Source organism: Acidobacteriota bacterium (assembly GCA_039030395.1).
GTDB lineage: Bacteria > Acidobacteriota > Thermoanaerobaculia > Multivoradales > JBCCEF01 > JBCCEF01.
The window spans coordinates 450,465-467,608 of sequence record JBCCEF010000002.1; the positions used below are offsets into that span (position 1 = coordinate 450,465).

11 protein-coding genes are annotated in these 17,144 nt (G+C 65.9%); 7 read left to right on the forward strand and 4 right to left on the reverse strand.

Annotation, left to right across the window (positions count from 1 at the left end; translation table 11 throughout):
• Window positions 1-87: 87 nt before the first annotated feature.
• Entirely contained in the window at window positions 88-2,331 is a 2,244-nt protein-coding gene (locus tag AAF481_04305) for a TonB-dependent receptor (GenBank protein ID MEM7480373.1), read from the forward strand.
• A complete protein-coding gene (locus AAF481_04310) occupies window positions 2,319-2,828 on the forward strand; it encodes a TlpA disulfide reductase family protein (GenBank protein ID MEM7480374.1) in 510 nt (169 codons plus the stop codon). Before AAF481_04305 ends, AAF481_04310 begins: the two co-directional genes overlap by 13 nt.
• Window positions 2,829-2,859: 31 nt before the next feature.
• Here AAF481_04310 and AAF481_04315 read toward each other — a convergent pair whose 3' ends face one another.
• Window positions 2,860-5,064, reverse strand: a complete 2,205-nt coding sequence (locus AAF481_04315) for a S46 family peptidase (GenBank protein MEM7480375.1) — start codon at window positions 5,062-5,064, stop codon at window positions 2,860-2,862.
• A 122-nt stretch (window positions 5,065-5,186) separates the two neighbouring features.
• On the opposite strand from AAF481_04315, the gene AAF481_04320 reads away from it, so the two are divergent.
• Both AAF481_04320 and AAF481_04325 read left to right on the forward strand, forming a co-directional pair.
• Window positions 5,187-7,328: a HEAT repeat domain-containing protein gene (locus AAF481_04320; GenBank protein ID MEM7480376.1), complete on the forward strand. Its 2,142-nt coding sequence runs from the start codon at window positions 5,187-5,189 to the stop codon at window positions 7,326-7,328.
• Entirely contained in the window at window positions 7,325-8,425 is a 1,101-nt protein-coding gene (locus tag AAF481_04325; GenBank protein MEM7480377.1) for an HD domain-containing protein, read from the forward strand. The genes AAF481_04320 and AAF481_04325 overlap by 4 nt, the downstream gene beginning before the upstream one ends.
• On the opposite strand, the gene AAF481_04330 is transcribed toward AAF481_04325, so the two are convergent.
• The 3 genes from AAF481_04330 to AAF481_04340 form a co-directional block, all read right to left on the reverse strand.
• A complete protein-coding gene (locus AAF481_04330; GenBank protein MEM7480378.1) occupies window positions 8,415-9,233 on the reverse strand; it encodes a GH25 family lysozyme in 819 nt (272 codons plus the stop codon). The two genes, AAF481_04325 and AAF481_04330, sit on opposite strands and share 11 nt — an antisense overlap.
• Before the next feature lie 85 nt (window positions 9,234-9,318).
• Window positions 9,319-11,778 carry a PQQ-binding-like beta-propeller repeat protein gene (locus tag AAF481_04335; protein ID MEM7480379.1) on the reverse strand — a complete coding sequence of 820 codons (2,460 nt, stop codon included), beginning with the start codon at window positions 11,776-11,778 and terminating at the stop codon, window positions 9,319-9,321.
• Window positions 11,779-12,033: 255 nt separating this feature from the next.
• Window positions 12,034-13,419: a CsgG/HfaB family protein gene (locus tag AAF481_04340; protein ID MEM7480380.1), complete on the reverse strand. Its 1,386-nt coding sequence runs from the start codon at window positions 13,417-13,419 to the stop codon at window positions 12,034-12,036.
• Window positions 13,420-13,938: 519 nt separating this feature from the next.
• Between AAF481_04340 and AAF481_04345 the strand changes: the two genes are divergently transcribed.
• The 3 genes from AAF481_04345 (at window position 13,939) to AAF481_04355 (ending at window position 16,841) form a co-directional block, all read left to right on the forward strand.
• Window positions 13,939-14,706: an AraC family transcriptional regulator gene (locus AAF481_04345; protein MEM7480381.1), complete on the forward strand. Its 768-nt coding sequence runs from the start codon at window positions 13,939-13,941 to the stop codon at window positions 14,704-14,706.
• Between the two features lie 244 nt (window positions 14,707-14,950).
• Window positions 14,951-15,877: an alpha/beta hydrolase gene (locus tag AAF481_04350; protein MEM7480382.1), complete on the forward strand. Its 927-nt coding sequence runs from the start codon at window positions 14,951-14,953 to the stop codon at window positions 15,875-15,877.
• Window positions 15,878-15,944: 67 nt separating this feature from the next.
• The gene (locus AAF481_04355) at window positions 15,945-16,841 is read left to right on the forward strand and encodes a nuclear transport factor 2 family protein (protein MEM7480383.1); all 897 of its coding nucleotides are present in this window, start codon (window positions 15,945-15,947) and stop codon (window positions 16,839-16,841) included.
• Window positions 16,842-17,144 lie beyond the last annotated feature (303 nt).

Below are 17,144 nucleotides of genomic sequence, written 5' to 3' on the forward strand. Positions count from 1 at the left end.
GTGGACCGGACCACTTGAAAAAGAGATTTTGATCGGTCAAAATATATGAAGTGTTGAGTCAAAACCACTGATCCGAGGACAACCAAAATGAAGTGGCTGACATACATTCTTTCGATCTTGTCGCTGCTGGCGCTGCCCTGCGTAGCCCATGGACAGTGTGCCTTTGAGGCCACCGTGGTCGATGGCGATCGGGAGCCCGTTCCGGGAGCCATCGTGCATCTGTTGGGCGACGGCCAGCAACTCACCGCTGACGGCAGCGGTCGGGTCTGCGCGCAGGACGTTTCCATCGGCCGGCAGACCTTGCTGGTGGTGGCTGACGGTTTCTCCGTTCTCGACGCGCTCGTCACCAAGCGAGATGAGCCGTTGCTGATGACGCTACAACTGACTCCGGCCTTCGGCGAAGAGCTGGTGGTCACCGGTACACGCACCGCCAAGCGTCTGGCGGATACACCGGTTCATGTCCAGCAGATCGACCGGGAAGCCATCGAGCGGTCCGCCTCCCGAACCCTTGCCGACGCCATCGAACTGACGCCGGGCGTGCGGATCGAGAGCAACTGCCAGAACTGTAATTTCTCGCAGGTGCGCATGCTCGGCCTGGAGGGGCCCTACTCTCAGATCTTGGTCGACGGCCAGCCCACGGTCTCGTCTCTCGCCTTGGTGTACGGCGTCGAGCAGTTCCCAGCCAGTGCCCTCGAATCCATTGAGGTGGTCAAAGGCGGCGGTGCCGCCATCTATGGAGCCGGTGCGGTTGGCGGAGTCATCAACCTGATTCCCCACTCACCTTTGGATACCCACTTGACCGTCGAGGGGCGAAGTCTTCGAACCGGCGGTGAGGCCGGCTACAGCTTTTCGGCCATCGGCGACTACAGTCCGCGCGGCAAACGCACGGGGATATCGTTGATCGCGCAACGCGACCAAGTCGACCCTGCAGACCGAGACGGCGACGGTTTCAGCGAGGTGACGAGCCGCGAGCTGACGACCCTTGGCCTGCGCGCCGAGCACTATCTATTCGCCGATCAAGCGCGCGTCTCCGGTGAGTTCAACTGGACGGAAGCAAATCGCAGGGGCGGCGATCTGCTGCGCTTCGGCCTGCGGCCTGACGAAACCGCCCTCACCGAAGCGATCGACACCGAGCGCCTAGGTCTGTCGATTGGCCTTCTGCACACGGTCTCGTCGCGCTTCGACTACCGAATGGCGGCATCCTTCGCAGACACTTCCCGGGACTCCTACTACGGAGCGGGCTTCGATCCCAACGCCTACGGCACGACCGAAAACCCGCTGTGGATCACGGATTCACAGGCCAATCTCTATCATCCGCGGGGCACCTACAGCTTCGGCGCCAGTTTCAGCCGGGACGAGACCGACGACCGCCAGCCGGGATACGACCGCATTCTGCGGGAAACCCACACCAACCTCGGAGTCTTCCTCCAGGACGACCGCACGATCGGCGACAAGGTCACCGTGGTATACGGGGTGCGAGCCGACGACCACTCGGCGCTACCGGATCCGGTGGTGCTACCGCGGGTCGCCGCGATGATCGCGCCGCGAGACGACGTGACCGTCCGCTTCTCGTTCGCCCAGGGCTTTCGGGCTCCGGTCACCTTCGACGAGGACCTGCACATCGAGCTGGCGGGCGGCGCGGCGCGGGTGATCCGCCAAGGCGAAGGGTTGGTCGAAGAGCGTTCGAACGCCTTTCTGGGTTCTCTCGAATGGCGTCCGACCTTTGGCCGGAAGGGCAGCGCTTCGATCGAACTCGCGGCCTTTCGCACCGATCTCGACGATCTTTTCGACGTCATCGACGCCGACGACCCGGCGACCGAGCAGCGCGAGTTCCTGCGGGTCAACGCGGAGGGCGCGACAGTCGAAGGGATGGAGCTGACGGTCGCGCTGCGCTGGGGGTCGAACCTGGCGCTGCAGGCGGGATACGCCACGCAGAGTTCGCGCTTCGATGTTCCTGAACCGGACTTCGGTAGCCGCGAGTTTTTCCGGTCGCCGGATCACTACGGCACCTTCAGCCTCCAGACCGGTTTGCCGGCGGCGATCGATCTGTTCTTCGCCGCCCGCTACACCGGTGAAATGGTGGCGCCGCACTATGCGGGCTTCATCGACGAGGACCGCCTCGAGAGGACCCCGTCATTCCTCGAGCTCGACGTCAACCTGTCGCGCGACTTCGAGATCGCCGGCCGCACCCTCACCCTCACCGCCGGGGCCAAGAATCTGACCGATGAGTACCAGGAGGATCTGGATCGGGGACCGGACCGCGACTCCAATTACGTTTACGGTCCGCGTCTGCCTCGGACCTACCAGGTGGGCTTGCGGTGGAAGCTCTGACCCATGCCGTGGTCCTCGCCGTTGCCGGCTTGTTGGGCACACCGGCGGCGATGGGTGCGTCGGAGGCGACGGATCCCTCGATCTGGCAGGCCGAAGAATGGACCGACCTCGAAGGCTACTCGTGGACGGCGAGTGAGCTGGAAGGCCGGGTCGTTCTGCTCGATTTTTGGGCCACCTGGTGCCCTCCCTGCTTGGCGGAGCTGCCGCAACTGCGGGCACTGCACGAAGATCGTCAGGACGACGGTCTGTTGATCGTGGGAATCGCTCTCGATGCGATCGATCGGCGCGGACTGCGCTCGTTCCTGTTGCGCCACGGCATCGAATGGCCGCAGGTTCATCGCCCGGACGGCCTTCGATCCGAGGTGGCAAGGCGCTTCGGCGTCGATGCCCTACCGGTGACCGTCCTGGTCGACCGCCGCGGCCGGGTCGTGGCTCGCAACCTGCGCGGCGAAGCGCTCGCCCGGGTCGTCGATTCCTTGATCCAATTCGAGCGGTAGGAGAATTAGGAGTCCCTCTCAGGGCTCCGGGTCATCGATCCGGTGGCGAGACGCCTAGCTCTTCGAGGAGAGCCGCGGCGCCCTCCCCGGCCACTGACTCGAGCATCCACAGCATGTAGCGGACATCGGCACTGACGTTCCTGGCGATCTCCGGGTTGTAGCCGAAGTCGTTGGCGATGTTCTCCCACACCCGGTCGAAGTTCACGCCCACCAGCCGGCCCCGGCCGTCGAGCACCGGGCTGCCGGAGCTGCCGCCGGTGGTGTCGCCGGTGGCGAGGAAGCCCACCGGCACGTCCTTCAGGAAGGGCGCCGCCCAGCGACTGGCGGGAGATTCCGGCGCGGCCTCGCGCACCGATTTCGGAGCGTCGAAGGGATCCTCGCCGGTGTGCTTCTGGATCAATCCCGCGAGGGTGGTGAACGGCTCCATCCACACCGCGTCGCGCGGCGAGTAGCCCTTTACGTGGGCGAGACTGACCCGCAGGGTGCCGTTGGCGTCCGGGTCCAGCGGCCGGCCGAGGAAACGCTCCAGAGAGCGGCGCCAGGCGGGCCGCAAGCGCAACTCCGCCCCGGCGCGGCGGTTTTCCCGCTCTTCGAGTTCTTTGAGATCGCCGGTCAGGGCGAAGGCGAAGGCGAGGAGCGGGTCCGACTTCGCCCGCTCCTCAAGCGCCCCAAGGTCGAGATCGAACAGCTCCAGACGGGTCTCCAGGTCCATCAGACCGGTGTCGGCGTAGAGCGTCTCGACGGCCGCGGCGACCGAAGCGTCGTTCGTCTCGTCCCCTTTCACCAGAGCGTCGATCGAGGCGAGGCGCTGGTCCGCGGGCAGCGCCGCCGCCCGCGTCAGCCAGTCGAGCATCAAGGCCCGCTCGGTGGGCGGGTGGATGCGTTTCTGGTTGCGTTCATGGGACGTGCGGCGGCGGGGGCGATCGCGCTCTTGGTAGCCGGCTCGCCGTTCGATATCCGGCTTTTCCGCTTCCTGCGCGCCGCGCACCATTCCCAGGGTCAGGGCGAAGGCGAGGGGGCCGCTGCGCACCTGGCCGAGGAGAAAGTCCCTCTGCCAGCCGGCGGCCTGGTTGGCCTCCGCCGCTTCGGTGAGGGCGCCGAGGGCCGCTAGGCCCTCCTGCTCTTCGGTGCGACTTTCCGCCCAGGCGGTGTACCTCTCTTCGAGGGATCGCTTCTTGTCGAGGATCTGGCCGCGCTCCAGGCCGGCCACCTGACCGCGGCCGTTCTTCTCGGCGTTCTCCAGGCTCTTGATGCGATCCGCCAGGGCGATACGGGCCTCCTCGCCCTCCTCCGAGGCGGCCTTCATCAGGGCGATGCGGTCGCGGAAAAGGGCGCTCCGGCGCGGGAAGTAGAGGGTCCCGGTCTCCTCCATCTCCGCCGCCACCTGCGAGCGGAAGGTGCGGCCGGGATAGCCCACCACCATCACGAAGTCGTCCCGAGCGAGATCGCCCGGTGCCACCTCCAGCGAACGACGGGGACGATAAGGCACGTTGCTGGCCGCCTTCTCCGCCGGTGCGTTGTTCTCGCCGGCATAGATCCGCACCAGGGCGAAGTCGCCCGCGTGGCGCGGCCAGGACCAGTTGTCCACTTCGCCGCCGAATTCCCCCACCCAGCGCGGCGGTGCGTAGACCAGCCGCGCGTCGCGCAATTCGATGGCCTCGATCCGCACGATCCGCACGCCGCCGTCGTAGGTGGCGACGCGGCAGCGGCGGAAGTTCTCGGTCTCGCACTCGGCGACCAATTCCTTGCGCCGCCGCTCCACCGCCTCGAAGCGCTCACCGTCGTCGGCTCCGGCGGGCACCGCCGCCATCACCGCCTCGGTCACGTCCTCGAAGCGCACCGGCACCTGTGCCCGCATCCCCGTCGCCGGCAGCTCGTCGGACCGGTCCACCGCCAGGAAGCCCTGATCGATCAGGTCTCGCTCCGGCGTCGAATGCTCCTGGAGGATGGAGAAAATGCAGTGGTGGTTGGTGATCAACAGTCCTTCGTCGGAGACGAAGCCGGCGCTACAGCCGTTGATCTGGACGATCGCTTCGAGCAATCCCCCACCCGCCGCCTTCCACAACTCCTGTGGCGCGATCTCCAGGCCCAGTTCGGCGAGCCAAGCGGGGTCGTGGGCCAGGATCTGCTCCGGCGTCCACTTGCCCTCGACGGCGGAAAGGGGCGCGGCGGAGACCGCGAAAACGAGAATGACGGCGAGGAAAACGGCGGTGGACGTTCGCTGGGGTGCTTGCATTCCTCGATCATACCGTCCCTCACGGTAGAAACCGCCGTGCTGGGACCGCGGCCGGCGGCCAACAGATCGAGCCTCGACGGGGCCGCCTGCCGATCGAATTGAGGCGGTAGACTCTCCGGTGTATGGCATCCCAAGAGCCGGTTTTTTCGCTCGAAGAGTTCGCCAAGGAACTCGCCCTCGGTTGGCGCAAGCTGGTGTTCTATCCGGCCGGCCATCCGGAGCGGCAGGGTGCCCTGGAGCCGGCGTTGGGCCAGCTCCGCGGCTTGCTGGCGCCGGCCGGAGAAATTCGCCTGGGGGTGGCGCGAGACACTCTGATGGCCGGACCGGACGTGATCGGCGGGGTCGGCGTCGAGAAGCTCGCCGACGCCCTCTACGTGCGCAATGTCGCTTTCCTGATCTTCAAGGAAGGGGTGGCGCTGAGCGACCTCCTGACGCTCCTCCAGTTGCTGAGCGATGATCCGCCCGAGGACGGCCAGCGGATCGATTTTGGGCAGGAACTCCAGCGTCGGGGATTGACTACCATCGGCGCCGAGGCGGTGGACTACTCCGAACTGCTGACGGTTGAAGACTTGGCCGGAAGTGACCGCGCCTATTCCCTGTGGAACCGGATCCTCTCCGGCGAGCTCGGCGAGGAGGTCGGCGACGGAACCATGGAAGCGGTGATGCTGCTGGTGCGCCGCCTGCTTCCCTCCGGCCTGGAGGAGTCCGGTGCCGCCGGTACCGTCGCCTTGCCGGAAGAGGCTAGGAAGCTCACCGCGCGGCTGGCCGAATCGATCGGACAGCACCTCCGGCAGGCTTCAGACCAGGCCGCCTCGCGGCTCCTGGTGCGGCAGGTTCTGGAACTGCTCGACGCCCTGCCGTCGGTGGTTCGCATCCCGGTACTGGAGGCGGCGTTGAGCCGTTTGGCCTCTCCAGAGGGCGACGAGATGGCCTTGGAGACCCTGTTCGAAGCGACCGCGGCGCCGGATCTGATCGCCGCCATTCGCTCGATGCGGGAGAGCGGCAGCGGCTTCTCAGCTCACTTGATGGGTTTGATCGAGGGCTTGGTGGTGGCGGCTCCAGCGCTCAATCGCCCGTCCGGACCGGCCGGCGGCGAATCCGAGGCGACGGCGCTGGTCGATCTGCTGCGCCAGGATCTCGATCAGGCGGGCGCCGGCGACGAGCAGGATGAAGGGGAATTCGCGGTGCGCCTGCCGGTGGTGGACCCTCGCCTGGAAGTGCCGGCGGATTTCGATGCTTCCCTCGACACCCTGCAGCCGGGGGCGTTGCGCCAAAGTCTGCTGCGCACCATCCTCGTCCTGCTGCAAGATCCTTTTCTGGACGACGAGGGCGCCGACCAGCTCTTTACCCGGCTGGAAGAGGTCTTTGGATCCCTGGTCAGCAGCGGGCGGATCGCGGCGGCGACAGCGCTGGTGCAGCAGGTGCGAAGCCTGACGGATCCCGACGGCGGCCAAGGTGCAGGAGTGTCCCAGGCGGCCGCCCGCTGCCTACATCGGCTTGCCGGACCGCGCACCGTCGAATGGCTCCTCGATGCCCTGCGTTCCACCGGACCGGAAGCGGCGGATCCGTTGGTCGAAGCCCTTGGCCTCGGCCTGCTCGAGCAGCTTATCGAGGCCTTGAACGAGACGAAGGACCGCGCCGACCGGCGCCTGCTGCTGGCGGTGCTGCAACGTTTCTCGGCCTATGTCGCGCCCCTCGCCGCCCAACGCCTGCAGGATCCCCGTTGGTTCGTCGTGCGCAACATGCTGACCCTGCTGGCGCAGGTCGACGATCCCGGGGCGCTCGCCTGGATCCACCACTGCGCCGACCACGAGGACTCGCGGGTTCGCCTGGAGGCGATCAAGAGCCTGCTGCGCCGCGATCCGGACCTGCCGTCGGCGCGCATCGCATCCGCCCTGAACGACCCGGACGAGCGCATTCGGATGCGTATGGCGCACGGCGTCGGCGCCTTTCAGCGTGGGCAAGCGGTTGGGCCGCTGCTCGCCCTGCTTGCGAGCCGCGGTCCCCTCGCCCGGGACCGGCCGCTGCGGGTGCAGGCGCTCACCAGCCTCGGCCACATCGGGGATCCCGCCGCCCTTCCCCAACTCGCTCGCTTCTTCGGGGGTCTCGGACTGGTTCCGCTGGAGGAGCGCCGTGCCGCCTATGCCTCCCTCGCCGGCTACCCGCCGGCGGCGCGGCAGATGTGGGTCCAGAAGGGCCTCAAGGTGCGCGACCACGAGATCCGCAGGGTGTGCCAGAGGCTCGCCCGCGAAGGAGGCCCATGACCGACACCGGCAACCTGGCTCCTGCCGAGGCGGCGGGCGCCACCCGCGGCTTCTTGATGGGGCTGTCTCACGCCGCTTCCACCTTCGGCCTGTACCCGGCCGAACACCCGCGGGCACGACAGGCCTTAGGCAAGCTCCAAGAGGCCTTCGCCGTGGCCCTCACGGCGCGGCAGACCGAAGAGGTGACGTTGCTGCTGGTGGATGACGACCTGGCGGTCGATCACGAACCCTGGCAGCGCGGCAGCGTCTACGCTGCCGCGCTGCGCAAGGCGATGACCCGTGCCCGGGTCGAGCGGCTGACCCTGCAACTGGGGGTGACCGGCGAAGAGCTGGCGGACCTGCTCCAGGCCCTCGCCGGCGCCTACCCGGCGACCTCCGGGGAACACATTCAGATCGGTCGGCTGGCGATCGGCGATTCGTCGGACGATGGCTTCGGAGCCGGCCTCGAAGGCCGCATTGACGCGCTGCGCGACGGTTTGGATCTGCTGGCCGAGGATCTCACCAAGGGTTTCGCTCAGCTCGAACGCACCCTCTGGCAGGTGCTCGAAACGACCGCCCAGCAGGACCGCACCTTCGCCCTGCTGGCGGGTTTCCGGGAGGATGGGCAGAACGAGCGCCTATGGCGCCATTCGATCAATGTCGGATTGCTGGCGATTCACCACGGCCGCGCCCTCGGCCTGGCCGGCGAGGCGCTCCACGGCCTGGGCGTGGGGGCCCTGCTGCACGACATCGGATACCTGGACTTCGAGGGCCGGATGCCGTCGCCGGCGCTGCGCCGGCGCCACCCGGAGTTGGGAGCGAGGCGCCTGGCGGCGATCGAAGGGATGGCGGAGGTGCCGATTTTGGTGGCCTTCGAACATCACCTGGCGTGGGACGGACGCGGTGGCTATCCGGAATCCGCCGCCCGCCGGCCGGGGCTGGCGGCCCAGATTACCGCCGTGGCGGACTGTTGGGACATGGTGCTTCAGGCGGGGGCGACGCTGCCCTATCCGGCGCGTCACGACCTCGCCGTAGCCGAACTCCAGCGGCGCGCCGGGGCGATGCTCGACCCCTTCCTGGTGGCGAGTTTCGTCGAGCGGACCTCGGCTACGGAATGAGCAGCGATGCGATGGCGTCAAGGCGCGGGTTGCCGAGGTTCAGGTCCGCCCCCTTTGCCACCCCTTCGACCGTCGCGTCCCCCTTTGACTGCCACAGGTGCCATTGCTCCCAGCCCTTCGGCAGTACCGGCGCCGCCACGTCGTACTCGGCGATCCACAGCGGGTAGTCGCCGAAATCGGCGGTTAGGTGCCGGTTCCAGAAGTGCGGTGAGGTGTAGATCATGGGCTTCACCCCGACGCGCTTTTCGATGTGATCGAGAAAGGTCCGAAGTCGTTCGGCCAGGCCCGGCGGGGTGTTGTGGCCGATCAACTCGACATCGACCACCGGCACCAGATCCCCGGAGGAGAAAGGGACGGTGCGGAGAAAAAACTCCGCCTGTTCGACAGGATCGTCTTCGGTGACATAAAAGTGGTAGGCGCCGCGCCGCAGACCGACCTTCCGAATCGCCGGCCAGTGGCCCTGGAAGGCCGAGTCCTCGAGGTCCACCCCTTCCGTCGCCTTGACCACTGCGAAGGTGAAGCCCTGATCGGCGATCACCTGCCAGTCGACGGCTCCGCTGTGCCGAGAGACGTCCACTCCGTGATGGATCGCCACGACCGCCGCTGGCCCTGCCTCAGCGAGAGCGGCAGCCAGGGAATCGCCCGCCGCCGGGTGAGGCGCCGCCGAGTCTTCCGAAGAGGCGGCGATCGGTGTCAACCCGGCGGTCGCTTCGCCCTGAATTCCCGTCGGACCCGGCCCGCCGACGACCCAGCCGACCGCCATCGTCAGCAGCAGTAGGCTACGGGTGCTCTCAATAGCGATTCTCACCTTTTACCTCGACAATTCCGGCGACGTCAGTCTTGGCAGCGAACGATCACTTCTTGCGCGACTGTACCGCCTGTGCCAGCAGAAACTATCGCCCCGTTTGCCAGGCCGCGAGGCGAGCCGCCTCGACTTGCAGCGGGAAGAGCGTCTGGAGCAACAGATCCGTTCGCTGGCTCCAACTCCCAAAGTCGGTGCTGTCCCATACTTCGCCGCCGGCCGGCTGCCAGCCGCGGTCCCGCAGAAAATCCCAGATCCGCTTCGAAGAGGCCCGGAGATCCATCTCTTCGTGGGGGCTATCGAGGTCCCAGCGGCCCCATTCCAAGTAGATGTCCAAGGGAACCGTTGCCGCCGTGGCCTCCCCGACCGTGCCTTCGAAACGCTCGGTCCCGGTTTCGAGCATGAAGACGCTCTGCATGGCGAGCTTGCCGAAGACGTCCGGGTTGCCGAAGGTGAGGGTGGCGGCGGCCTGTGAGTTCCAGCCCATGCCGACGTTCGCCCGCCCCTCCCGGTCCGCGATGGTGCGGTATTGCCCGTCGATCTGAGGGACGATCTGTTCAACGAACAGGGCGCCGAATCCGCGCATCCGCGGCGGTTGCGGCATCACGGCGATGAGCGGCGCCACGGACTTTCCCACCTCGCGGTCGAGGGTCTCCCGCCAACCGCCGAGGTCCATCGCCGCCCGGTGATGGATGTAGGCCACCGGGTAGCGATCCGTTGAGGCGTCGTAGCCCGTCGGCAACCATACCTGGACCGGCACCTGCACCGGTTCCGGGGCCTCTCCGTCGTCCGGCGTCGGGGGTTGGACGGTCAGCTCGATCGTCTCGAGCCGGCCCTTGGCCGGCCCTTGAGAAGCGTCGGCTGCTTTCTCGAGGCCAGGCCACTGGCTCATGGCGAACCAGGACATCGGCATCGGCTCGCCGCGGTTCCAATTCATGTCCGGGCCCAACAGGGTTGAAGGCGTGGTGCGCGGCTGGCGCGGATCGGTGATCGGCTCGTAGTTCACGTAGAGGACATAGCGAATGCGCGCCTGGAGCGGAAGCCGGGTCGTCCACCACCAGAGGTCCGTGCCCGCGGCGCGATGCATCGGCTCCTCGCGTCGCATACCGATCATGTCGCCGGCAATGGCCACGTCCTCCGCTTCGCCGTGCCACAGGAAGGTCACCGTCTCGCCGTCGACCAGCGGCAATTCCCGCTCGCCGAGGAAGGTCTCGTAGGCTCTGCCGGGATCCTCCGCCTCGGCGAGCTGGACGAGCAGCGGCTGCAACATCGCCGGTGGGTCGACGGCTCTCCCTCCGGTCGATACGCGCTCTCGCCGCACCAGGTCCACCCGCGCCAGCTCTCCCAGGCTGCGCACGAAGACGGCGCCGTCGGCGAAGCTCGGTGGTGTCCAGGCCAGATCCTCGAACAAGTCGATTTCCGCGCCTCCGCGCCAGCCCTCCGGTGAGGCCTTGCCGAGATGCAGGCTGCCGGTCTTGGTCAACACCGCGAGGTGGTCTTCCACCGCAATCAGAAAACCGTCGCCGGGTTCGCGAGAACGCCACAGGAGGTCGCCGCTCGCCGGATCCATCGCGCTCAAGAACAGCGAGGTGTAGCCGTAGAGGTGTTCTCTGCCGCCCACCGCCGGCGGGCTGTAGCTGTTGGCGAGGCCCCGGCTTTCCCTCACCAACTCGGCGCTGAAATCGGAGCCGTCCCTTGCGATCTGGATGACTTCGGAAACCTCGGTCTTGTGCTTGACCAGAAGGCGATCGCCACCGATCGGCATTGGGGATTGGCTGAAGGCCCCCTTGGCGCCGGAATCGCCTTCCAGCGGCACCTCCCACAGCACCGCGCCGTCCGCCGGATCGAGGCCGTTGACGCGGGCTGAACTCAACACCGCGAACTGCTCTTTGCCGGCCAGGGTGGTGGGAACGGCCGACTGCGCACCGATCTCCCCACCGGGCAGAGCCCGCCAGCGAACCTCGCCGGTGGCCGCGTCGAAGCCGATCACCGTGCCCTCCTCGCCGTCGGCTTGGAGCGCGACGGTGCCGCCGGCCACCCCCGGTGACCCGCCGTAGCCGTAGAACGGCGGATCTATGCCGAGGTCGTCCTTCAGATGAACGCTCCATACCTCGGCCCCGTCTTGTAGATCCAGGGCGACGAATCGTCCCCAGGGGCTCAGGGCAAACACCCGGCCGTCCGCGATCGCGGGGGTCGATATGGGACCGTCGTGGGAGCCGTCATGGCCGGCATAGGCCGGCGCCAGGTCGAAGCGCCAGAGTTCCTCCCCACTGCTTGCATCGAGTGCCAGCACCACGTCTCGCTCCCCCGCAGCCATCAGGGTCACCAGCCGACCGTCGGCGATGGAGATCCCGGAATAGCCGCTGCCCAGGGGCCGCTTCCAGGTCAGATCGAAACCCACCTGCCCTTCGCCGCCGGGCAGGCCCGCGTCCAGGCGTCCGTCGCCGGCCGGGCCGCGGAAGGCGGGCCAGGAGCCGCCGGACTCAGGTGGCTGAGCCAGGGCGGCGAAGGTGAGCAGAACGCTGCAGAGGGTGACGAGAAGATGTCGCATAGGTGAAACTCCCAAGACGCAAGCACCCGATCCGATCCGGAGCGGGAGGTCTACCAACGAAACGAAGGCGAAGGGCCCCGACGAGCGCCCCCTTCGCATTCTACGCGCTGGGAGTCGGTGGGTTCAGTAAGGTTCCGCGGGGGCACCAAGGTCTCTCTCGATTCCCGAATCGGGAATGCCATGCGGTGTACTCCTTGCCAGGGGATCCAAGGCATGACCTCTGCGGCGGCTCCCCGTGCTCCTGTGCTGGCGTGTCTACGGAACCGGGGAGACGTCAGCAGAAAGAGTGCCCGGTGCCGGAGCGACCTTGGCCACTTGGCTGGAGAATCTTCGTTCTCGGATGGTACGAATGATTTCGTCCTCTTCCTGGACGATGCGCCGGCCCCGGTCGACCGTATCGTTGGTGAAGGAGATGGCCTGGAAGGTCGAGGCGTCGTTCTTCAGCCGGAGGCTGGCCCAAAGCCTGTCGAGCGCCTCCCGCGGGCGATTGGCGCACATCAGGGCGACGCCATGGTTGTACATCAACCGAGCCAGGTCCATCTCGCTCATCTTTCTCACTTTGCGGGCGTAGACGTCCCGGAAGTACTGTTCCGCCTGGGCACAATCCCCCAACTGGATCAGCTCGAGACCGGGCCGGAAGTCCAGCCGATCGTCCGTGTAGAGCGCGAGGTACTGCGCTTCTTGCCGGGCTAGGAGGTCGTCGATGAAGTTGTTGGCGAGGTCTTCGGCGGCTCGGTAGATCAGCTCACGATGGCTCATGTCGTAGGCCAGGGCGCCGCGGCTGTCTTCAAATTCTCCACTGAGGCTCGAGGTGAAGATCCTCTTGCCGGTTTCCGAATCGATGAGCTGAACTTGGGCCAGGACGAAGGCTCTGACCTTCTCTGGTATTACCTCCTTGACCGCACCGACCAAATTTCCCAACCAGCCGCTGCTGTGCTCGCCGGCCGCCTCGCCGGCCCGCAGTGCCAAGCGCGACAAGGTCTCGTAGTCCTGGGTGCTACTGACACACAGTTGAACTTGCCCGTAGAGGAGAATGCGTGCTCCCGTGAGGTTGCCCAGCCTGGCGGTCGTGGTGGTGTCAGCGCTCCCGGAATACGAGAAATCGAGTTCGTCGAGAACCTCCTTGATGTGATCCCGGGTCAAGACCTTGTACAGATTGAGATCCGCCAGGTGTTGGCCCAGGGCGGCCTCGACCTGCCTCGCACAGATCTCGGAGCTGTAGCCTTCCTCCTCCACCCGATGTCGAACGTCCCCACCGTTTAGCGCCTCGGTGACTTCTCTGTAGGTGATGACCTTGCGTTCCTGAAGGTCCGACGACACATCATGCTCGATGTGCTTGAAATCGATGAAGGCGATGCCGGTACCCTCATCGATCTCAGTCGTATTCCGAGGAACCGAGACCAGGAGCACATTCTGCCTGCCCGGCTTTGCGGGATCGTTGCCCTCGGACTCCTCTGCGATACTCGAAAGCTCGACCAGAGGCTGCTTGCCGTTGTCCTTTGTCGACAGCGCTCGCTTCAGCTTGCCCTTCAGACCCGCGCCTTCGGCGGGGCTGACTGGACACATTCCAAACAACATGACCAGCGCAAGGGCGGTGAACCCACTCTTCTGTTTCCTCAAGTCAAAGAACTGAAATAGCATCGTCTATCTCCCAAAGATCAAAAGATAAGAGATTCCTTCCATGGTCCGATGGATCCGGGTGCCGGCTACGCAGAGCAACCCTTCCGATTCGGCCCATAGAAGAATTTTCTAATGGAGGGAAGCGAGAAAATCCGTTCCTGTGTGTCACATGTGCCGGGAGAACTCTCCTGACGGTCGAATGTGCCCGCGCCGTGCTTTGGGTGGGCGCATCGTCCGCCGAGGTGTCCTGGTAGTGTGGACCCTCGGCCGCCTTGCAGCAGGCCGCCGCCGAAGGTTGGACCAGCCAGTGCAGTGCTCTCAACGGTGCGCCAGTTGGCGATGCCGCTGGGCTCCTAGGGGCTTCGGCCCTCATTCTCCGTCGTCGGATCTCCGTGGCCGCTCGCGGGGGATCGTGAAGAAATGTCGCAGCGATACCAGGACGTATATCCGACAAAGCCGCTGTTGGAGAGTTCCGGTCGAGTTCGACCCTCTGCTGCAGAACTTCTCTCCCTAGAGTACTTTGAGGCCGAGTCGGGCGAGATGCCGGAAGAGGTCTTTTCGCAGCATCACCTACTGCTCAACCTCCGGGACCAGCCCCATCGCGTCGAGAACTGGCGAGACGGTGTGCATCGCGACTTTCTCTTCGCGCCGGGTGAGATCGTCGTCACTCCAGCCGGGGTCCGGTCAGGGTGGCGCTGGCACAGCCGTTCGCGGGTGATCGTGGTGACGCTCGAGCCGGACCGCCTGCGGCGATTCGCCGAACACGAGGTGGGTGTGCTGTTGACGGAAACCCAGCTCCAGAATCGGCCCCAATTCTCGGATCCGGACCTTTGCGAGGCCGGCGCTCTGCTCCGAGACGCCCTCGAGGGCGACGATCCAGGTTCGTCCGTGGTCTACGAGTCGCTCGCTCGAATCTTCCTGGTCAAGCTCATCCGCCGGTACAGCGACCGTCTCGACGAGGTGACTGAGCACGCCTCGCGTTTCGCCTCGAAGGAGTACCGTCGAGTCCTCGCGTTTATCGAGAGGAACTACGGTAGCGACATCGGCGTCGAGGATCTCGCCCGCGAAGCGGGGCTCAGCTCCTCTCACTTCTCTCGGCTTTTCAAGCGCAGCCTCGGCCAGAGCCCACACCAGTTCTTGATGAAATATCGAGTCGAACGGGCCGCTGAGATGTTGGTTCGAAGGCCTGACCGACCCCTGGCTCAGGTCGCCCTGGACGCCGGGTTCTCCGACCAGGCGCACTTCTCTCGCACGTTCAAGCGCTTCGCCGGCGCCACGCCGACGCGCTACCGCGCGGCGCGCACCTAGCCGGGTGCTGAAAAAACTCCGACTTTCCGTTTAGCGCACTGCGGCCGAGCCCATAGGGCTCGGCAGTGCCAGAGGCGCCGAGGGCGGGGTGAGCGCCAGGTGCGCGGATTCTTCAAGGACTTGGCGCGAACGTGCAAGACCACAACGCGGTGGAATTCCTAGGATCTTCCTGTCGGTGCTTGCTGCGCGATCGCGCGGAGACCGATTTCCAGCCTGGGTCAGCGAGAAGAACAAGGAGAACCTCATGACCGATCAGCGAATCAACCTGCAGCACACGCCAGCTCCGGCGGGGGTCACCGCGGCGGCGGTGACCTTCACGAGCGACGGCGTCCCGTTGCGCGGTACCCTGTTCAGGCCGGCCAACGCAGCCGGTCCCCTGCCCAGCGTCATCGTCACCGGCGCCTGGACGACCGTCAAGGAACAGATGGTGGGTACCTATGCCCGCGAACTCGGCGCTCGGGGCCTCGTCGCCCTAGCTTTCGATTTCACCGGGTGGGGCGAGAGCGGCGGCGAGCCTCGATATGTAGAAGACCCCACCGTCAAGACCGCCGACATCCACGCCGCGGCCGACTACATGGCGGGCCGCGACGACGTCGAAGCGGGGCGCCTCTCCGGGCTGGGCGTCTGTGCCTCCTCCGGCTACATGGCGGACGCGGTGGCGAACGACGACGCGTTTTCGGCGCTCGCTCTCGTCGCGCCCTGGCTGCACGATCCCAGGATGGCCGAAGGGATCTACGGAGGACCGGAAGCCGCCGCGGGTCTGATCGCGGCGAGCGAGGCAGCGGAGAGTTCGCAGGAGCCGAAGATCCTCGTCGCCGCTAGCACGGACGACGACACTGCGCCGATGTACCAGGCGCCCTACTACACCGAGGAAGATCGCGGACTCATCGCGGAGTACGACAACAAGTTCAGCCTGCTGACTTGGAAACCGTGGTTGACCTACGACGCGCAAGCCTCCGCCGAACGGCTGGCCAAGCCGGTGCTGATGGTCGGGTCATCGGGAATGGCTCTGCCCGCCGGCGCCGAGGCCTACGAGCGGCGCATGAGAGCACCGCTCGAGAAGATCTGGTTCGGCGATGACGTCAGTCAGTTCGACTTCTACGACCGTGCCGACATCGTATCTACCGCGGCAGACGCCGTAGCGAGCTTTCTCAACGAGCAGGCACCGTGAACACCCGCATCGCCACCTCTCTCGTCCTGCTCAGCCTTTCCGCTGCGACCTCTGCGGAGGAACGAAAATGAAGACCATGACACCCGACCACGCAGCCGTCCTAACGATTGTCGAGAGCGTTGGGGCGCTGGCAGACCGAGGGGAATTCGATGCCCTCGGCCGGCTCTTCGCCGATGAGTTCACCCTCGACTACTCCTCGCTCAACGGCCGACCGCCGGAAGCGAGACAGCCGCTCGATCTCATGGCGGAGTGGGCCGGCGTTCTTCCCGGTTTCGACCGCACGCGCCACGCTCTGTCGAACCTCGTGGTCGACGTCTCCGGGAATGCCGCGACCGCGCGCGCCGATGTCGTCGCGTCCCACTGGCTCGACGACCGCTTCTGGCAGGTCTCCGGACACTACGACTATGATCTCGCCAAGTCCGCCGGCGAGTGGGCGATCACGTCCATGACTTTCACGCTCGAGGACGAAGACGGTACCCGCGATGTCTTCGGCCCGGCCATGGCCGCCGCCGAGCGCTCGCGGGGACCGGGCCAAAGCGCCCTGATCGGCGAACGCAACAAAGCGACGGTGCGGAAGTTCTTCAAGACGCTGGAGAACGAAGACATCCCCGCGCTGGTCGGCCTATTCTCTGAAGACGGTGTTCAGGTCAATCCCTACCACGGCGGAATTTTTCCCGCGGGTGCCGAGGGTGAGGAAGGACTTCTCGCCTACTGGACGCCGGTGCCGGGGAACTTCGACGGGATGCGTTTTCCGATCGACGAGCTTCTGGCGACGGAAGATCCTGATGTCGTCTTCGTGCGCTACCGCGGCGAGATCAAGCTCAAGGACGGCGCGGGCTACTACAAGAACGACTACTACTCGACCTTCCGATTCAATGACGCGGGAGAAATCACCGAATACGTCGAGATCTTCGATCCCGTCGTCGCCGCGCGCGGATTCGGGTTGCTAGATCAGTTGAAGTAGCCAGGTCCCGTGCCCGAGCCCTCCCGAGGGAGAGCCCTCCAGGTGGAGGAAGCAGGTCGAAGGAAGTAGACCGCCGGAGGCGGGACTCGTCCCACCGTGTCCGCGTCGAAGGCGCGGACATTGTCGCCGGACTCGTCCCACTTTGACCGCGTCGAAGGCGCGGACATTGTCGCCGGACTCGTCCCACTTTGACCGCGTCGAAGGCGCGGACATTGTCGCCGGACTCGTCCCACTTTGACCGCGTCGAAGGCGCGGACAATGTCGCCGGACTCTTCCCACTTTGTCCGCGTCGAAGGCGCGGAC